The organism is Acidisoma silvae, assembly GCF_020618775.1.
In the GTDB taxonomy this organism is placed as follows: Bacteria; Pseudomonadota; Alphaproteobacteria; order Acetobacterales; family Acetobacteraceae; genus Acidisoma; species Acidisoma silvae.
The window spans coordinates 216,001-232,780 of the sequence record NZ_JAESVB010000003.1 but is presented as its reverse complement, the minus strand read 5'-3'; the positions used below and the strand labels follow the sequence as shown (position 1 = coordinate 232,780).

General features: G+C 63.4%; 17 protein-coding genes. 12 read left to right on the top strand and 5 right to left on the bottom strand.

What is annotated here, in order from left to right; all coding sequences use genetic code 11:
• From ASILVAE211_RS09115 to ASILVAE211_RS09105, 3 genes are read left to right on the top strand one after another with little or no spacing between them, the layout of a single operon-like run.
• Positions 1 to 840, top strand: a complete 840-nt coding sequence (locus tag ASILVAE211_RS09115) for a carbohydrate ABC transporter permease (RefSeq protein ID WP_227320992.1) — start codon at positions 1 to 3, stop codon at positions 838 to 840.
• On the top strand, positions 837 to 1,574 hold the full coding sequence (locus tag ASILVAE211_RS09110) for a copper homeostasis protein CutC (protein ID WP_227320991.1): 738 nt from the start codon (positions 837 to 839) through the stop codon (positions 1,572 to 1,574). The genes ASILVAE211_RS09115 and ASILVAE211_RS09110 overlap by 4 nt, the downstream gene beginning before the upstream one ends.
• The gene (locus ASILVAE211_RS09105) at positions 1,571 to 2,512 is read left to right on the top strand and encodes an ROK family protein (RefSeq protein ID WP_227320990.1); all 942 of its coding nucleotides are present in this window, start codon (positions 1,571 to 1,573) and stop codon (positions 2,510 to 2,512) included. Before ASILVAE211_RS09110 ends, ASILVAE211_RS09105 begins: the two co-directional genes overlap by 4 nt.
• Here ASILVAE211_RS09105 and ASILVAE211_RS09100 read toward each other — a convergent pair.
• Entirely contained in the window at positions 2,474 to 3,808 is a 1,335-nt protein-coding gene (locus ASILVAE211_RS09100) for an MFS transporter (protein WP_227320989.1), read from the bottom strand. The genes ASILVAE211_RS09105 and ASILVAE211_RS09100 overlap by 39 nt on opposite strands.
• Before the next feature lie 117 nt (positions 3,809 to 3,925).
• Positions 3,926 to 5,347: a DHA2 family efflux MFS transporter permease subunit gene (locus tag ASILVAE211_RS09095; RefSeq protein ID WP_227320988.1), complete on the bottom strand. Its 1,422-nt coding sequence runs from the start codon at positions 5,345 to 5,347 to the stop codon at positions 3,926 to 3,928.
• 430 nt (positions 5,348 to 5,777) lie between these two features.
• On the opposite strand from ASILVAE211_RS09095, the gene lptC reads away from it, so the two are divergent.
• The 6 genes from lptC (at position 5,778) to ASILVAE211_RS09065 (ending at position 11,676) form a co-directional block, all read left to right on the top strand.
• Entirely contained in the window at positions 5,778 to 6,473 is a 696-nt protein-coding gene (gene lptC, locus ASILVAE211_RS09090; protein WP_227320987.1) for an LPS export ABC transporter periplasmic protein LptC, read from the top strand.
• Positions 6,474 to 6,501: 28 nt separating this feature from the next.
• Complete coding sequence (locus ASILVAE211_RS09085; protein WP_227320986.1) at positions 6,502 to 7,581, top strand: LptA/OstA family protein; 1,080 nt, start codon at positions 6,502 to 6,504, stop codon at positions 7,579 to 7,581.
• A gap of 39 nt (positions 7,582 to 7,620) precedes the next feature.
• Entirely contained in the window at positions 7,621 to 8,376 is a 756-nt protein-coding gene (gene lptB / locus ASILVAE211_RS09080; protein ID WP_227321273.1) for an LPS export ABC transporter ATP-binding protein, read from the top strand.
• Between the two features lie 38 nt (positions 8,377 to 8,414).
• The gene (rpoN, locus tag ASILVAE211_RS09075; RefSeq protein ID WP_227320985.1) at positions 8,415 to 9,929 is read left to right on the top strand and encodes an RNA polymerase factor sigma-54; all 1,515 of its coding nucleotides are present in this window, start codon (positions 8,415 to 8,417) and stop codon (positions 9,927 to 9,929) included.
• A gap of 115 nt (positions 9,930 to 10,044) precedes the next feature.
• Positions 10,045 to 10,656, top strand: coding sequence for a ribosome hibernation-promoting factor, HPF/YfiA family (gene hpf / locus ASILVAE211_RS09070; RefSeq protein ID WP_227320984.1), 612 nt, complete (start codon positions 10,045 to 10,047; stop codon positions 10,654 to 10,656).
• A gap of 363 nt (positions 10,657 to 11,019) precedes the next feature.
• The gene (locus ASILVAE211_RS09065) at positions 11,020 to 11,676 is read left to right on the top strand and encodes a phosphoadenylyl-sulfate reductase (RefSeq protein ID WP_227321272.1); all 657 of its coding nucleotides are present in this window, start codon (positions 11,020 to 11,022) and stop codon (positions 11,674 to 11,676) included.
• Between the two features lie 79 nt (positions 11,677 to 11,755).
• Here ASILVAE211_RS09065 and ASILVAE211_RS09060 read toward each other — a convergent pair whose 3' ends face one another.
• Both ASILVAE211_RS09060 and ASILVAE211_RS09055 read right to left on the bottom strand, forming a co-directional pair.
• A complete protein-coding gene (locus ASILVAE211_RS09060; protein WP_227320983.1) occupies positions 11,756 to 12,001 on the bottom strand; it encodes a hypothetical protein in 246 nt (81 codons plus the stop codon).
• Between the two features lie 192 nt (positions 12,002 to 12,193).
• Positions 12,194 to 12,919, bottom strand: a complete 726-nt coding sequence (locus tag ASILVAE211_RS09055; RefSeq protein WP_227320982.1) for a FadR/GntR family transcriptional regulator — start codon at positions 12,917 to 12,919, stop codon at positions 12,194 to 12,196.
• Between the two features lie 184 nt (positions 12,920 to 13,103).
• Here ASILVAE211_RS09055 and rph point away from each other — a divergent pair, with 184 nt between their 5' ends.
• Complete coding sequence (gene rph, locus ASILVAE211_RS09050; RefSeq protein WP_227320981.1) at positions 13,104 to 13,835, top strand: ribonuclease PH; 732 nt, start codon at positions 13,104 to 13,106, stop codon at positions 13,833 to 13,835.
• Positions 13,835 to 14,455 (top strand): RdgB/HAM1 family non-canonical purine NTP pyrophosphatase, encoded by a 621-nt coding sequence (gene rdgB / locus ASILVAE211_RS09045; RefSeq protein ID WP_406566035.1) that lies wholly within the window; start codon positions 13,835 to 13,837, stop codon positions 14,453 to 14,455. Before rph ends, rdgB begins: the two co-directional genes overlap by 1 nt.
• 6 nt (positions 14,456 to 14,461) lie before the next feature.
• Here the strand turns inward: rdgB and ASILVAE211_RS09040 are convergent, their stop codons facing one another.
• Entirely contained in the window at positions 14,462 to 15,520 is a 1,059-nt protein-coding gene (locus ASILVAE211_RS09040) for an AI-2E family transporter (RefSeq protein WP_227320980.1), read from the bottom strand.
• A gap of 93 nt (positions 15,521 to 15,613) precedes the next feature.
• Between ASILVAE211_RS09040 and hemW the strand changes: the two genes are divergently transcribed.
• The gene (hemW, locus tag ASILVAE211_RS09035) at positions 15,614 to 16,777 is read left to right on the top strand and encodes a radical SAM family heme chaperone HemW (protein ID WP_227320979.1); all 1,164 of its coding nucleotides are present in this window, start codon (positions 15,614 to 15,616) and stop codon (positions 16,775 to 16,777) included.
• Positions 16,778 to 16,780 lie beyond the last annotated feature (3 nt).

Here is a 16,780-nt window from a genome sequence, read left to right as displayed (position 1 = left end):
ATGACCGCCACACGCTCGGCTTTGGGCCGTTTTCCGGCGCGCACCCTCATTTTCATGGGCCTCGCCTATCTGGCCGCGATCATCTTCCTGCTGCCCTATCTGGAAATGATCATCGCGGCGCTGCGCCCGTCCAATCAGCTGCTGGACCGCGATTATCTGCCGACGCAGTTTAACTGGCACAGTTTCATCGATATCTGGGGTACCGGCTTCGGCCATAACCTGCGGGTGAGCCTGGAAGTCGCGGGTGGCGCCACCATCCTGGTGCTGCTGGTCGCGATTCCGGCCGCCTATTACACCGCGCGGCATCGCTTCCGGGGCCGCAACGCCTTCATGCTGCTGGTGCTGATCACCCAGATGTTCCAGCCGACCGCCATGCTGGTCGGTCTCTACCGGGAATTCCTCGACCTTCAGATGCTGGACAGCATCTATGCGCTGATCCTGGTCAATGCCGGATTCAACATGGCCTTCGCCGTCTGGATTCTGAATGCCTATGTCACCGGCATTCCGGCGGAACTGGAGGAAGCGGCCTTCATCGACGGGTCGACGCGCATCGGCGTGCTGTTCCGCATCACCTTGCCGCTGGCGCTGCCCGGTATCGTCACGGCGCTGATCTTCACCTTCATCAGCGCCTGGAACGAGTTCATCGTGGCGTTGACGCTGACGACCTCCCAGGCAGCCCAGCCGCTGACCGTCGCGCTGAACAATTACATCGGCCAGTACCAGGTCGATTGGAGCCACCTCTTTGCAGGCTCGGTGATTGCCACTATCCCCGTCATCATTCTTTTCGCGTTGATCGAGGGTAAAGTGGTGGGTGGATTGACGGCAGGCTCGATCAAGTGAGTGGCTCCCCCTATGCGACCGGCTTGCGCCCGCCTCTGGTGGAAATCTGTGTCGACGATCTGGCAGGCGCCCTGGCGGCCGAGGCCGAGGGCGCTGACCGCATCGAACTCTGCAGCGCGCTGTCTGAAGGCGGGCTGACGCCGAGTTTCGGCCTGGCCCAGGCGGTTCTGGGTCGCGTGCGGCGTATCGGCGTCCGCATCATGATCCGACCGCGCAGCGGCAATTTCGTCTTCTCCGCCGAAGAGGTGGAGGTGATGCTGGCCGATATCGCGGCGATCCGCGATCTGCCGAAGGCGTCCAGTGTGAATATCGGCTTCGTCTGCGGCGCGCTGACGGCGGCCAGCGTGGTCGATGCGCGGGCCATGGCACGGTTGAAAGCCGCTTGCGGCGGCACGCCGATGACCTTCCACAAGGCTTTCGATGTGACGCGGGACCTGCCGGCCGCGCTGGAAACGCTGTTGGGCCTGGGCATCCGCTCGGTTCTGACCTCGGGCGGCAAGCCGACCGCCGAGGCCGGGGCGGAAGTGCTGTCCGCCCTCGTCAAGCAGGCGGCTGGGCGGGTGGCCATCATCGCGGGCGGCAGCGTGCGCGGCGGCAATGTGCGCGCGCTGCTGGAACGGACGGGCGTGCCGGAAGTGCATCTGCGCGCCATGCGGCCGGATGCCTTCGGCCGGCTTGTCACTTCCACCGAGGAAATCGCGGCCTTTATCCGGGCCGCTCGCAACCCGGCATGACCGGCGCCGTCGTTCTCGCAATCGATGTCGGCGGCACCAGCTTCAAGGGGGCTGTCATCGACGATGCCGGCCGCACGCTGATCGCGGATAGTGCCGCGACCGGGGGCGCGCAGGGCGAGGAGGCTTTCGCCGTCCTGGAACGCTTTGTCGCGGGGATGATCGCACAAGCCTCGGCGAAAAATCTGACGGTTGCGGCCTGTGGCCTGATCGCGCCCGGCATGGATGAGCGCAGCGGCCATGTCATGTTTTCCTCCAATCTCGGCTGGCGCGATTTTCCGCTCGTCCCACGGCTGATCGCAACGCTGGGGCTTGGGATCGTCGCGGGCCATGACGTCCGCACGGCGGGTCTGGCCGAGGCGCAGCTGGGGGCGGCGAAGGGTTTTGCCGATTCCGCCATGGCGATGATCGGCACCGGCATCGCGGCGTCGCTCGTCAGCGGCGGGCAGGCGGTAGCGGGTGCGGCGCAGATGGCCTGCGAACTCGGTCATATTCCGGTCTATCCGGGGGGCGAGGCCTGTGCCTGCGGGCAGTTCGGCTGTCTGGAAGCCTATGCCTCGGCCTCCTCCATCGCGCGCCGGTATCACGCGGCGGGTGGCAGTGCATTGACGGCCGCCGAGATTGCGGGGCGGCTGGCGCATGATCCGCTGGCCGCCAGGATTTGGGATGAGGCGGTGCAGGCGCTGTCGATCAGCCTTGCGACGGTGACGTTGCTGCTGGACCCGGCGGTGATCGTCATCGGCGGTGGCCTGGCCGAGGCCAATGAGGTTTTGCTGGCGCCCTTGCGCGTGGCGCTGCGGCAGCGGCTGGCCTGGCGGGCGCCGCCGCCGATTGTGAAGTCCGTGCTCGGCAGTCGCGGCGCCTTGCTGGGCGCCGCGATCCTTGCCTTTCGCAGCCTGGGGTCAGGTGACGCGGCGGCTGGGTGGCAGGCCGGAGCCTAGTCCGGGCGGGACGGTCGCCGCCGGTTTCTCGCGCAGCCGGATTGTCAGCACAAGCAGGCCTGACAGCAGCAATGCGCCCGCGAACAGAACGGCGGTCGCCGTGAAGCTGCCGGTACGATCCTGTAGATAGCCGCCCAGAAACGGTCCGAAATAGCCACCGAGGTTGCCGAGTGCGTTGATGAAGCCCATAGCGCCGCCCGCCAGGGCGACCGGCAGCACCCGCGACGCGGCGGCCCAGAATGGCCCGTCATAGGCCAGCGCCCCGCCGATCGCGAGGCAGATGAAAACGATCGAGAGCACGACACTGCTTTGCGCGACGAGCACCGAAATGATCAGCGCGACGGCGGCCGTGGCAGTGGCATAGAAGACATGGCGCCCGTAGCGGCGGTTCCGGTCGGCCGCCCAGCCATTGAGGAACAGGAAAACGATGGCGGTGAGGTAGGGCAGCATCGCGATCAGCCCGACCGTGCCGAAACCTTGCTTCGTCAAAGTTTTCAACAGCGTCGGCAGCCACATATTGAGGCCGTAGAAACCGACCTGGATCAGGAAATAAACGCCGACGAATTTCCAGATCGTGCCATTGGTGAAGATGTCGCGGAAAGGACCGGGCAGCGGTTCGTGCAGGCGGTCCTGCGAGATTGACGTTTCGATATAGCGGCGTTCCGAGGCGGAGCACCAAGGCGCGTCGCGCGGCCGGTCGCGGATGAAGATCAGCCATAGCGGCAGGGCGATGATGAAGGGCAGGGCGCCCTCGACCATGAACAGGGTCCGCCAGTCCGACATGGAGACGATCCAGCCCGAAAGTGGCTGCGTGATGATGGAGGAGATGGCGAGATTGGCCATCCAGAAGGCATAGGCGCGGGCGCGTTCCTGCACCGGGAACCAGTGGCTGATCAGCACCAGCACGGCGGGCCAGATGCCGCCTTCGGCGACGCCGAGGAAAAAGCGGACGATGACAAGCTGGTCGAAACTGTGGACGAAGCCGCACAGAAAGGCCATCGCGCCCCAGCAGACGATCATGATGGCGACGAATTTACGCGCCGACCAATGCTCGGCCAGCCAGCCGCCGGGAATCTGGAACAGCATATAGCCGACGAAAAAGATGCCGCCGGCAAAACCCTGCTGGGCCTTTCCGACGTGGAACTCATGCCCGATGCCGGCAAAGGCATAGGAGATGTTGGTCCGGTCCATGAAGGAGATGATGTAGACGATCATGGCGATGGGGATCAGTCGCACCCACCGCTGATTGTCTGTGAAGCGATGGGTGGTCGGGCGCGGTTGCGCGGTGTCCGGCATGTTCTATCTCCCCCGGCCCCGCTTCTATGGCGGGGTCCTGTCAGTGCCGGAGTCTTTGTAGGACCGAAGCCTCAGTCCCTGAAAGAGAATCTAGTCTCGCATAGCAGGATTATCGGCTCAGGCCTTGGCGGGGGCCGGGCGGCTGTGATGGCCGCTCATCTCCTCGCCGGCCGAAGGCGGTAGCTTGGCGCAGAGTGGCCCGGCAAACAGCGATGCGATGCTGACCACGATAAAGGCAACGCGGAAATCCAGCAGATCGGGCTCGTGATGGCCGAAGATATGCGCGGACAGCGCCAGCGTGCCGGCTGCCACACAGATGCCCATGGACAGCATCAGCTGCTGAAAGACCGTGTAGAAACTGGTCGCCGCACTCATGCGGTCCGGCTTCAGATCGGCATAGGCAATGGTGTTGTAGGCCGTGAATTGCAGCGACTGGAAGAAGCCGGCGGCCAGCAGAACGGTGAAGATCGCGGCCCGGGGCCAGCCGGGGGTGAAGGCGGCGCAGGCGGCGATGCCGAGGGTCGCCAGCAGCTGATTCCAGATCAGCACGCGACGGAAGCCGAAGCGCTTCAGGAGGGGGCCGGCGGTGAATTTCATCAGCATGGCACCGGCGGCAGCCATGAAGGTAATGGCGCCGCTGGCCGCTGCCGTCATGCCGAAGCCGAGTTGCATCATCATCGGCAGCAGGAAGGGCACGGACCCCCAGGTGATGCGGGAGAGCGAACCGGCGATGGTCGAGATGCGAAAGGTCTGCACCCGCATCAGCCGCAGGTCGAGAATCGCATTGGTGCGGCGCCGGGCGTAGATGACATAGGCGGTGCCGGCCAGGGTGCCGATGACCAGAAGCGGCACAGCCGTCGTCCATTCCGTGCCGCGGCTGGCGACCGTGAAGCCGAAGGTCAGGCAGGCCAGGGCCAAGCCAGACAGCACGAAACCAGGCAGATCGAATCTCGTGCGCTGGTCGGAGCGGATATCCGGGATCAGCAGCGTCGACAGGATGCAGCCCAGGATGCCGATCGGGATATTAATGAAAAAGATCCAGCGCCAGGACAGGTAGGTGGTGATGAAACCGCCCAAGGGCGGCCCGACCACGGGGCCGACCAGAGCGGGCACCAGAAACCAGGCCATGGCCGAGACCAGTTCGGATTTCGGCGCGCTGCGCAGCAGGATGATCCGCCCGACCGGCACCATCATGGCGCCGCCCATGCCCTGGATCAGTCGGGCCGCCACGAGCAGCGGCAGGCTGGTGGTCTGCGAACAGAGAATAGAGCCCAGCGTGAAGAAAATGATGGCCGCGTTGAACACGCGCTTGGTGCCGAAGCGATCCGCGATTGTGCCGCTGGCCGGGATGAAGACTGCGAGGCTGAGAAGATAGGCGGTCAGCGCGATGCTCATATGGAGCGGGCGAACCCCGAAGCTGCGGGCCATGCTGGGCAGGGCGGTCGCCAGCACAGTCGCGTCCAGCTGTTCCATGAACAGCGCGCAGGCGACGATCAGCGCAATAGTGCGGACGCGGCTTTGGGATGGGGTCGAGGACAAGGAAAACGGCATTGGCCCGGTAAACACAGCCATTGAAATTCGATGGCGGTACCATGCGCCCCAGCCGGCAGCGCGGCCAGAGGCCCGCACCGGTTTTTGATCACGCTCGCGTGCAATGCAGCATCGACGTCACTGACCAAACGGTCAAATTGTCACAACGATTTGAAAATAAATGATATCAGCGCGGCTAGGCGACGTAAAAATCCCGATTGGGTTACGAATTTGCCATGTGACTGCCTTTTTTCCCCGGCTATAAGACAAGGCCTGTGAAACAGATTGCTAAGAACTGTGATGTGATTCGCAAGGTTGGTTTTAACCGCCTTGGCGACCATCGGCCCCGGGGCAATCGGCCCGCGCTTTGTTTACGCGACGACTCTCTTGATCGTGTGGAACGCGCGCAGGACCATTTGACTTGGGTATGGGGGAATGAATGAGCGCTGTTCCTGACCGTCTTCAGATGCTGCGTCCGACGCAGCTGGATGATCAGCACGCACCGAACCGTCGCAGCTGGCGCGGTCGCAAGATGCCGTCGTCCGGTGCGCTGCGCCGGCGCCGTATGCTTGTCACCTGGATGAAGCGCTTGCTGCCGCTGGGCGCGCTGATGCTGCTCAGCCTGGTGATGCTGTGGCCGGAACTGATCAATCAGCACAATCCCGCTCGCGTCTCATACCATCTCGGCACCGGACCGGACGGCGCGGATCAGGGCAGCATGACCAAGGCGCATTACGAGGGTATCGACGATACCGGCCGCCCGTACACGATGACGGCGGATCAGGCTGTTCAGACGGACGCCGATACCGTCGTGCTGACGCATCCGGCCGGCGATATGACGATGAAGGCCGGCTCCTGGATCATGATCCAGTCGAAGGACGGCCTCTATCATGCCAAGGCCCAGCATTTGGACCTGACCAACCATGTCGTTCTCTACCGGGATGATGGCACCACCGTGCGCACCTCCCAGGCCGCGATTAACCTGAAGGATTCCAGCGCATCGGGCCATGAGGTCGTCAATGCGGACGGTCCCTTCGGCACCCTGTCGGCCAAGGGTTTCAATATTACCGATCGCGGCACGCGCCTGCACTTCACGGGTCCGTCTAAGCTTGTGCTAGACGGGAGTAATGAGTGACCCCAAGGCGCTAGACCGGAACACCCCTATGCTGACAATGACGGCGCGGCACGCGCCCCGCTCAACGCGGGCGGCGCGTCTCGCGGTTCGCCTTTTTGCTTTATCCGTGGCGGCGGCGCCGCTTGGCGCTGTCATGGCCCATGCGCAGGCGATCGATTTCTCCCATGGCGGCCCGGTGACGGTGACCTCCGATGGCGGCATCGAGTGGCGTCAGCTCAGCCAGGAAGTGATCGCCACCCAGAACGCGAAAGCCGTGCGCGGCAATGTCACCGTCACGGGTGACGAACTGATCGCCCATTATCGCAAAAAGAAAGCAGCACCCGGTGCCGCGCCGACGCCCGCCCCTGCATCCTCGGGCACGTCCGGCGGCGGTCAGGCCACAGACGGGCTTGAGGGCGATAATGAGATCTATCTCCTCGAAGCGCTGGGCCATGTTCATATTTTCACGCCGACCGATCAGGCCTGGGGCGATCACGGCGCCTATGACATGGATCAGGCCGTTTTGGTGCTGACCGGCCATGCGCTGAAGATGACGACGCCGACCTATGTCGTGACAGCCAAGGATTCGCTGGAATACTGGTCGAACCAGCATATGGCGGTCGCCCGTGGCGATGCCGTGCTGGTGACGAATACCGGCCGCCGCATCGCGGCCGATGTGCTGGTCGCCTATACGGACAGCAATGGCCCGAACAACCCGTCCCAGCCCGCGACCAAAACCACGGTCGCCGCCAAGACGCCGGCCGGTCAGGGCGCCGCAGCCTCCGACCCGAACGATCCCGCCTCTGGCAAGCTGAAGCGCGTCGACGCGATCGGCCATGTCGTCATCATGACGGCGACCGAAATCGTGCAGGGCGAGCGTGCGGTCTATGACCCCAATCTCGACATCTCCCGCATTGCCGGCAATGTGCGGATTACGCGCGGGCAAAACGTGCTGGTGGGTGACGAGGCGCTGGTCAATATGAAGACCGGCATCTCCCGCCTGCTGTCCCAGGGCTCGACCCAGGTCAAAGGCTTGATCGTGCCCGACCAGGCGCAGGTGCCAGGCAGCCCGGCGTCCGGCAGCCCGGCGCCCGGCGGCCCGGCTGCCAAAAAACCGACCTCTCACTAGGATAAGACCAGCATGCAGTCGGTCGAGGAACCCGTTCAGATGGCGGATGTCGCGCGCACGCAGCCTAAGGCCGGTGCCGGGCTGGTCGCACGGGGCTTGGGCAAAAGCTTCAAGCAGCGTCCCGTGGTGAAGGGTGTCTCGCTCACCGTGAAGCGTGGCGAGGCGGTGGGCCTGCTGGGGCCTAACGGCGCCGGGAAGACCACGACCTTCTATATGATCATGGGCCTTGTGCGTCCGGACAGCGGTGAGATCACGCTGGACGGCAATCCCATCACGGCGCTGCCCATGTATCGCCGGGCGCGGCTGGGCATCGGCTATCTGCCGCAGGAGGCGAGCATTTTCCGTGGTCTGAATGTCGAGCAGAATATCAAATCGGTGATCGAAATCACCGAAACCGACCCCGACAAGCAGCAAACCATGCTGGACGGGCTGCTGAACGAGTTCGGCATTTCCCATCTTCGCCGCACGCCGTCATTGGCGCTGTCGGGCGGCGAGCGCCGCCGCCTGGAGATTGCCCGGGCCTTGGCCAGCCGCCCCGGCTATATCCTGCTCGATGAGCCGCTGGCGGGCATCGACCCCATCGCAGTCGGCGAAATTCGCGATCTTGTCTCTCATCTCAAGCATCGCGGCATCGGCGTGCTGATTACGGACCATAATGTCCGGGAAACGCTGGAAATTATCGACCGCGCCTACATTATGCACGACGGCCAGGTGCTGATGGAGGGGAGGCCATCCGAAGTGGTGAGCCACGAAGGCGTGCGAAGGGTCTATTTGGGCGATCGTTTTAGTATGTAGGCACTTTTGCTGCAGCGCGATGCTGCTAAGCTGCCCCGATGTCCATAGGAGCAAAAATCGGGCCAAGACTGGTCCTACGCCAGTCACAGTCCCTTGTGATGACCCCGCAGCTGCGGCAGGCCATCAAGCTCCTTCATTACTCAAATCAGGAACTGGCCGGCTTCGTTCAGGAAGAGCTGGATCGCAATCCGCTTCTGGAACAGGATGAGCGGCCGGAAACGCCGCTGCTGGACCGGCCGGCAACCGATCAAAGGCCGGAATTACCGGCGGTCGAGGCGGACAGCCTCTCCCATGTGAATTCGGACAATCTGCCGACGCCGGAACAGGCGCCGCTCGATGGCGACTTTTCCAATGCCTATGACGCGGGCGGTGTCGCGGATGGCGGCGGTCAGGGTCTGTCCTTTGCCGGTACCGGGCGTGGCGGCAGTCACAGCTTCGATTCCGATCCCCATGGCATCGACGATCTGGCTGAAAACCCGACCAGCCTGCGCGAGCATCTGGCGCAGCAGTTGCGGCTGGGCTTCGCCGACCCGGCTGACCGGCTGATCGGCGCACATCTGATTGCGCTGCTGGATGGCGCGGGGCGGATCAGCGCTGAACCATCCGCGGTTGCCTCGGCCCTCGGCACCAGCCTGGCCAAGGTGGAGGCGGTTCGTCATCGCATGATGCGCTTCGACCCGCCCGGCATCTTCGCCCGCGATCTGAAGGAGTGTCTTGCCGCCCAGCTGCTCGAAAACAACCGCTTCGACCCGGCCATGGCGATGCTGCTCGACAATCTGGAACTATTGGCGCGTCGCGACATGAAGCGTCTGATGGCGCTGTGCCGCGTTGATGCCGAGGACATGACCGAGATGGTGGCGGAGATCCGCCGGCTGGATCCGAAGCCCGGCGCCACCTATGAAAACGGGCCGGTGCAACCGCTGGTGCCGGATGTCTTGCTGCGTCGCGCGCCGGACGGCAGCTGGCATCTTGACCTGAATCAAGAGACGCTGCCGCGTCTTCTGGTAAATCATGTTTTCCACGCGCGCGTTGCCGCAGGTGCGAAGCGGGAAGATCGTGTTTTCCTGTCGGAGCAGCTGCAGAGTGCGAACTGGCTGGTGAAGTCGTTGCGGCAGCGCGCGCAAACGATCCTGAAGGTGACTGCGGAAATCGTGCGTCAGCAGGACGGATTTTTGCGCCACGGCGTCACACATTTGCGGCCGCTGACATTGCGCGACGTCGCTGATGCGGTCGAGATGCATGAAAGTACCGTCAGCCGCGTCACTGCGAACAAGTCCATGGCAACCCCGCGCGGCGTGTTTGAACTTAAATTCTTTTTTACCACGGCGATCGCCGGCACGTCGGGCGAAACCTTCAGTGCCGAGGCCATTCGCCATCGTATTCGCGCTTTAATCGGCGCGGAATTGCCGAATGACATTTTGTCAGATGATGCAATCGTGGCCGCCCTGCGCAAGGAAGGCGTGGACATCGCCCGCAGAACCGTGGCCAAGTATCGCGAGACGCTGCAAATCCCAAGTTCGATGCAGCGCAAGAAGGAGAAGGCAGCCGCCTGACGGATAGCCCGTTAACCGATTGACAGACTGAAAATCAGGCCCAGTCTTCTAAAGACGTCCCCTGATCCGCGCATCTGCGGATAACGTTCCCGCAGGGGGAGTATCTGGAGGTAAAATGCAAATTACGGTCTCCGGTAAGCAACTTGATCTGTCCGACGCGCTTCGCTTTCGCGTCTCCGACATGCTTGAAACGATCGCTCGAAAGTATTTCGGCGATGCGCTTGAGGCGAATGTCACTTTCAGCCGCGCTCGCAGCTTTTTCACTTGCGACATCAACGTTCACGCCGGGCGCGGATTGACTCTGCGCGGCGAGGGCGAGGCGGCGGATGCGAACAGCGCCTTCGACGATGCGGCGGAACATATCGCCAAGCGTCTGCGCCGCTACCGACGGCGCGTGAACGAGCATGCGCGCGATATTGCGCAGCAGCGTGAGACGCCGGAGATTCTGGAGCCTGCCCAGCATTATATTCTTCAGCAACGGGACGAGGATTCCGTCCCTTTGGCGGAGGGGCCTAGTTCCAACGGTTTGACCAATGGGCATTTCGCGACGGTCATTGCGGAAAACCCGTCCGTGATCGCGCGGCTGACGGTGGGTGAAGCCGTGATGCGAATGGACCTGGCGGATCAGCCGGTGGTGATGTTCCGCAATGCGGTCAGCGGCCAGTTGAATGTCGTCTACCGTCGCGATGACGGCCATATCGGCTGGATCGATACCGCCAGCGAATAGGCTTGCGCGACGGCGACGGCTCAATCGCCCGAACAGGTTCTCGAAAAGGCTCAGGCATTGTCCCCCTAGGACGGTGCCTGAGCTTTTCGCTTTTTGGGGAAATGCATGGCTGGTCTGTGGCTATGCATTCTTTGAAAGTTCCCGAAAAATGAGGGTTTTTCTACCGGACTGATCGACGGGAGAAGATCTGTCTTTTCTTAAATCGGCTTATTGCAATTAGGAGTAATTTCATCTTTTAGGGGTCATCAGCCTCAGAATAGGGCTCGGATAGAGATGGTCTTCGCCTCGGCTTCGCTCCGCTCACCTGCTGAACAGAACGCCCGCCAGCTTTGTGCCGATCTGGATCGATGCATCATCGACCCGATGGATGCCTCGGCGATTCTTGATGTCGCGCTCAGCCAGGCGTTTGACGGGCGTATCGCGCTCGTCTCCTCCTTCGGCACCGAATCCGCGCTACTGCTGCAGATGGCGGCCCAGATCGATCGCTCGGTTCCTGTTGTCTTCCTCGATACCGGCAAGCTCTTCCCCGAAACGCTGGACTATCGCGATCGGCTGGTGGACCAACTCGGCCTGACCGATATCCGCGTCGTCACGCCCGCCTCGGTCGCGATTGCCCGTGAGGATGCCGAGGGCAAGCTTTGGCGGGAGGATGCCGATCGTTGCTGCGAACTCCGCAAAACCAAGCCGCTGCAATCGGCGCTGGATGGGTTCGATGCCTGGATTACGGGCCGCAAGCGGTTTCAGTCTCTTACGCGCGCAGCGGTCGGTATCTTCGAGCCGGCGTCCGACGGGCGGATTAAAGTGAATCCCCTGGCGCATTGGACGGTCGATCAGATCGCGGCTGAATTCGACCTGCGGGAGCTGCCGCATCATCCTTTGGAAGCCTACGGCTTTCTGTCGGTCGGCTGCACCACCTGCACGGCGCCGGTGGCGCCAGGCGAAGACCGGCGCGCCGGCCGTTGGCGCGGCATGGCGAAGACCGAATGCGGCATCCATATGCCGGCACTGGCCTTCGCCTGAATTCAGTCAGAATAGGATTGCAGTAAAAAGGCCGGTCCCCAAAACGGGGCCGGCCTTTTTTGCATCAGGCCGTGACGCTTTAAGCCAGATAGGAAGGACGCTGACTGGGCATCACCGCGCTATTGCGGGCGAGGTAGGAGGGGCGCTGGCTGGGCATGACTTCGCCATTGCGCGCCAGATAGGTGGGCCGCTGGCTCGGCATCACCACGCTGTTGCGGGCCATAACCTCGCTGCCGGTGCTGTGATGTGCCTGACTGGTCGCCAGGCCCGCGCCGCCAATTCCGATAACGGCCGCGGTAACAGCCGCAATAATACCTTTGTTCATGATCCGCTCCATCTCGATGAGGGCCAGCGTCCGATGGCGCCGGCGCGGGAGGGTGCTCCGTCAGAGCAATTCCGTCCTGTTAGTATTCGATATGGAACCTAGCCGGCGCGAAAGAAGATCTGATTGCGGATAGGGGTATAAACAAAACGTTTAGAGACGCTCACGCCCTGGTGATTTTCCGTGATGACATCGTCACTTTTCGGGAGTGCTGGCAGTGTCGCTGTTCTCCAGGTGAAGATCGTGGGCCATGGCGGAGAGGACCGCACGCATGCTGCGGTCTGCCGCCGTCGGATCCCGGCGGCGTATGGCATCCACCACATCCTGATGCGCGGAGAATGTCGCGTCGTACGAATGGGTGGCGCCCGTCGAAAGACGGAAGGCCGCCAGCAGAACGGAGGAGACGGTCTGTCCCCATTGCGCCAGGAACAGATTGGCGCTGGCGCGCAGGATGGCGACATGAAAATTCAGATCGGCCTGCACCCGCTCTTCCAGGGTGTCCGCGTCCATTTGCGCAAGCGCCGTCTCAATTTCGGCCAATTGCGCAGGCGTTGCGCGCTGGGCCGCTAGAGCGGCCGCACCCGGCTCGATCAGCTTCCGGCATTCCAGCAAGCCGCGCACGAGGTCTTCGTCCAGGATGGGACCGGACCAGCTCAGCAGTTCCGGGTCCATGAGATTCCAAGACGAGCGCGGCAGCACGCGCGTGCCGGTGCGCGGCCGCACATCCAGCATGCCTTTGGCGCTGAGAACCTTGATGGCCTCTCGCAGGGCCGAACGGCTGACGCCAAGCGCGGCGCTGAGATTCTGCGTATTCGGCAGGCTCTCCCCTGGCTTGATGCCGCCCGACAGAATGCGGTGCGCCAATGTTTCCACCACGTCACGATGAACGCGCGGGCGGCTTGAGGTCTGAACGTCAGCCAAAACGATATCCGATAATTACAATTTTTCTTATCTGCACATCATAGCGTGCAAGATCGGGCTGGCGAGGGCAGAGTTTGCCGATCCGGCGCATTCTGTGCGTTCTTGCCTGCCCGCGGGGCTGGTGCGGGTCACCGCTTGCCGTTACTTCTGCGCGCCCGACTGACTGATCTTGAGGAAAAACCTTATGCGACCGTCTGGCCGCGCTGCCGATAGCTTGCGCCCTGTCTCCTTTTCCACGGGCGTCGCACGCCATGCCGAAGGCTCAGCCCTGATCCGGATGGGGCATACGGAAGTCCTTTGCACGGCCAGCGTGGAAGGCCGCGTGCCGCCCTTCATGCGCAACCAGGGACTGGGCTGGGTGACGGCCGAATACGGCATGCTGCCGCGTGCCACCCATAAGCGCGGCGAGCGCGAAGCGGCGCGGGGCAAGCAATCCGGCCGCACGCAGGAGATTCAGCGCCTCATCGGCCGGTCCTTGCGCGCGGTCGTGGACCGCAAGGCCATGGGCGAGATGACCATCACGCTGGATTGCGACGTTCTCAATGCCGATGGCGGTACGCGCTGCGCCGCCATTACCGGCGCCTATGTCGCGCTGTCCCTTGCCTTCCGCCATCTGGTCGCCAAGCGCGTCCTGGCTGCCGTGCCTCTGATCGGACAGGTCGCTGCTGTGTCCTGCGGGCTGGTGGCGGGGGAGGCGATGCTGGATCTGGACTATGCCGAGGATTCGGCGGCCGAGGCCGACAGCAATTTCGTGCTGACGGCGGACGGCCGCATCGTCGAAATCCAGGCGACGGCTGAGCAGACACCTTTCACCGAAACGGATTGCCTGACCTTGATGACCCTGGCCAAAGCCGGCACGCGTGAGCTGTTCGTCGCGCAGAATATCGCCATCGAAGCCGCCGGGAGTGCTGGCTGATGGCCCGCCCGCTCGATCCCGGATCGCGCCTCGTCCTGGCCAGCCATAACCAGGGCAAGCTCGTCGAAATCCGCAAGCTGCTGGAGCCCTGGGACATTCATGTCGTGCTGGCGGGTGACCTTGGCCTGCCTGAGCCCGATGAGACCGAGACGACCTTCGCCGGCAATGCACGGCTGAAGGCGCAGGCGGCGGCCGAGGCCAGCAGCCTGCCGTCGCTCTCCGACGACAGCGGCTTCTGCGTCGGCGCGCTGCATGGCGCGCCCGGCATCTATTCCGCTCGCTGGGCGGGCCCGTCGAAGGATTTCCGCGCCGCCATGCAGCGTGTGCAGGATGAGGCCGGAGACGGTGGCGATCGCAGCGCCTATTTCATTTCCGTTCTTTGCCTGGCCTGGCCGGACGGCCATTACGAACTTTTCGAGGGCCGGATCGAAGGCGAGCGCGTCTGGCCGCCGCGCGGCAATCGGGGCTTCGGCTATGACCCGATGTTCGTCCCGCATGGCGAGACGGAAACCTATGGCGAGATGGACAGTGCGCGGAAAACCGCGACCAGCCACCGCGCCCGGGCCTTTGCGGCCCTGGTGCGCGGCTGCCTGGGCGTGCCGCCCTCCAAGGAGGGCTGACGAAGGTCAGTGGCCGGTGACGTCCCGGCCGCTCTCGTCCTTCAGCACATCGACGACATAGAATTCCGAGACCAGCACCAGTCCCACCGCTGCCAGGGGCGTTGCCAGGATAATGCCCATCGGCCCGAGCAGGGAGCCCAGGAAGGTCATCGACAGAATCAGCAGGGCCGGCGGCAGCTTCACCATGCGGTCCTGCACCATCGGCGACATGATGTAGCCTTCCACAAAATGGCAGATGCCGAAGACCACGGCAGCCAGCAAGGTCATATGCATGCCCTGGCCCAGCGCGATGGCCAGCGCCGGGATGGCGGCCAGGATGGCGCCGAAATAGGGTACGAAGGTCAGGATGCCGGCGATGACGCCAAGCGCGAGGGCCATCGGCATGCCGATGATGAGCAGCCCGATCGTGGTCAGAAGACCGACCACCGCCATGTCGATGAGCTGACCCAGAAACCACCAGCGCAGCACGGCCGCGACCTTGCCCAGAACCTCATGCACGCGCGCCCGGCGGGATTGCGGCACCAAAGTCACCAGACCCTTCACATAGAGATCGGGGCTTGAGGCGAAATAGAGCATGGTCACGATCAGCACGAAGAAGGCCGCGATCGCGCCTACCGTCGATGTCGCGGCGGTCAGCATGGAGCCGGCCATCGCTTCGGCGGCCTGGCTGCCGGCGCTGCTCAGTTTTTCCAGGATACTGCGGCCCCAATTGGTGTGGCCGTAGCGGCTGGCGAGATTGCCGCCTTCCTGGGTCAGCGTTTTGCCGAGGTCGATCGCCTGCTGCACCAGCTGCGGCCCGACCCACCACCAGAAGCCGATAAAGGCCACCACGACCAATATCATGATGACGGCCATGGCCCAGCGTGTCGGCAGCCCTGTGTGCCGGCGGATCCATTCGCTGGCCCCGCGCAGCGACACGGCGAACAGCGTCGCCAGGAATACCAACAGAAGCTCCTGATGCAGCAGCCAGATCATCACGCAGGCGACGGTGGTGCCAAAAACCCACAAAATGGTATCGCGAATGGACCAGCCGGCGGCGGAGAGTTTGTTTGTCGTCCCGAACATCTTGGCCCTTGGGTTGAAAGCTGATCTGGTCAGATAGGGTGTGTCGCGCTGATGTCGATTGTTTGATGTTCGGCGCAAGCCTAGAAATTTGCCATGACCGTGCTCAGCGCCGAACCTTTGGCCCTTTATATCCATTGGCCCTTCTGCCTCGCCAAATGCCCCTATTGCGATTTCAATAGCCATGTCCGTGAGGTTTTGCCGCAGGCGCGCTTTCGCGCCGCACTGATCCGCGAACTGGAATGGGAGGCAGCGCGTCTTGGGCGGCGCCCGCTGCGCTCCATCTTTTTTGGCGGCGGCACGCCGAGCCTGATGGAGCCGGAGACGGTGGCGGCCATGATCGACGCGGCCGGTCGTTTGTTCGCGCCCGAACCCGATCTGGAAATCACGCTGGAAGCCAATCCAACCAGCATCGAGGCTGGGCGCTTCGCGGGCTATCGCGCTGCCGGGGTCAATCGCATCTCCGTCGGCATCCAGAGTCTGAACGAGGCCGACCTCAAGCGTCTCGGGCGGCAGCATTCGGTGCCGCAGGCCATCGCTGCGCTGGAAATCGGGCGAAAGATCTTTCCGCGCATTTCCTTCGATCTGATCTATGCCCGTCCCGGCCAGACGGAGGCCGCCTGGCGCGCGGAACTGGCCCAGGCGCTGGACCTGGCCGCCGATCACCTGTCGCTCTATCAGCTGACCATCGAGCCCGGCACCGCCTATGAAGGCCTGCATCGGCGGGGCGAAATCGTGCTGCCGGATGCCGAGACGGCTGCCGGCTTATATGAGGCGACGGTGGACGAGGCCGCGCGCTTCGGCCTCGCGCCCTATGAAGTCTCCAACTACGCCAAGCCGGGGTCGGAAAGCCGCCATAACCTGACCTATTGGCGCTATGGCGATTACATCGGCATCGGGCCCGGCGCGCATGGGCGGCTCAGCCTCGCCGATGGCCTCACAGCGACGCGCCGCCATCGTGCGCCGGAGATATGGGCGGATCGGGTGGAGGCGGCGGGCCATGGATCGGGCGCGGATGTCATCGTTACCCAGGTCGAGCAGGCCGAGGAGATGCTGCTGATGGGCTTGCGGCTGAGCGAGGGCATTTCCGCCGCGCGTTTTCAGGCCCGCACCGGCATGGCGCTCAACGATGCCATCGATACCGAGATGCTGCCGGCGCTGATCGAAGAAGGCTATCTGATCCACGACGGCGACCGGCTGCGGGCGACACCCGAAGGACGCCTGCGGCTCGACGCCCTGCTGGGTGCTTTGGTGCGCTAGCCG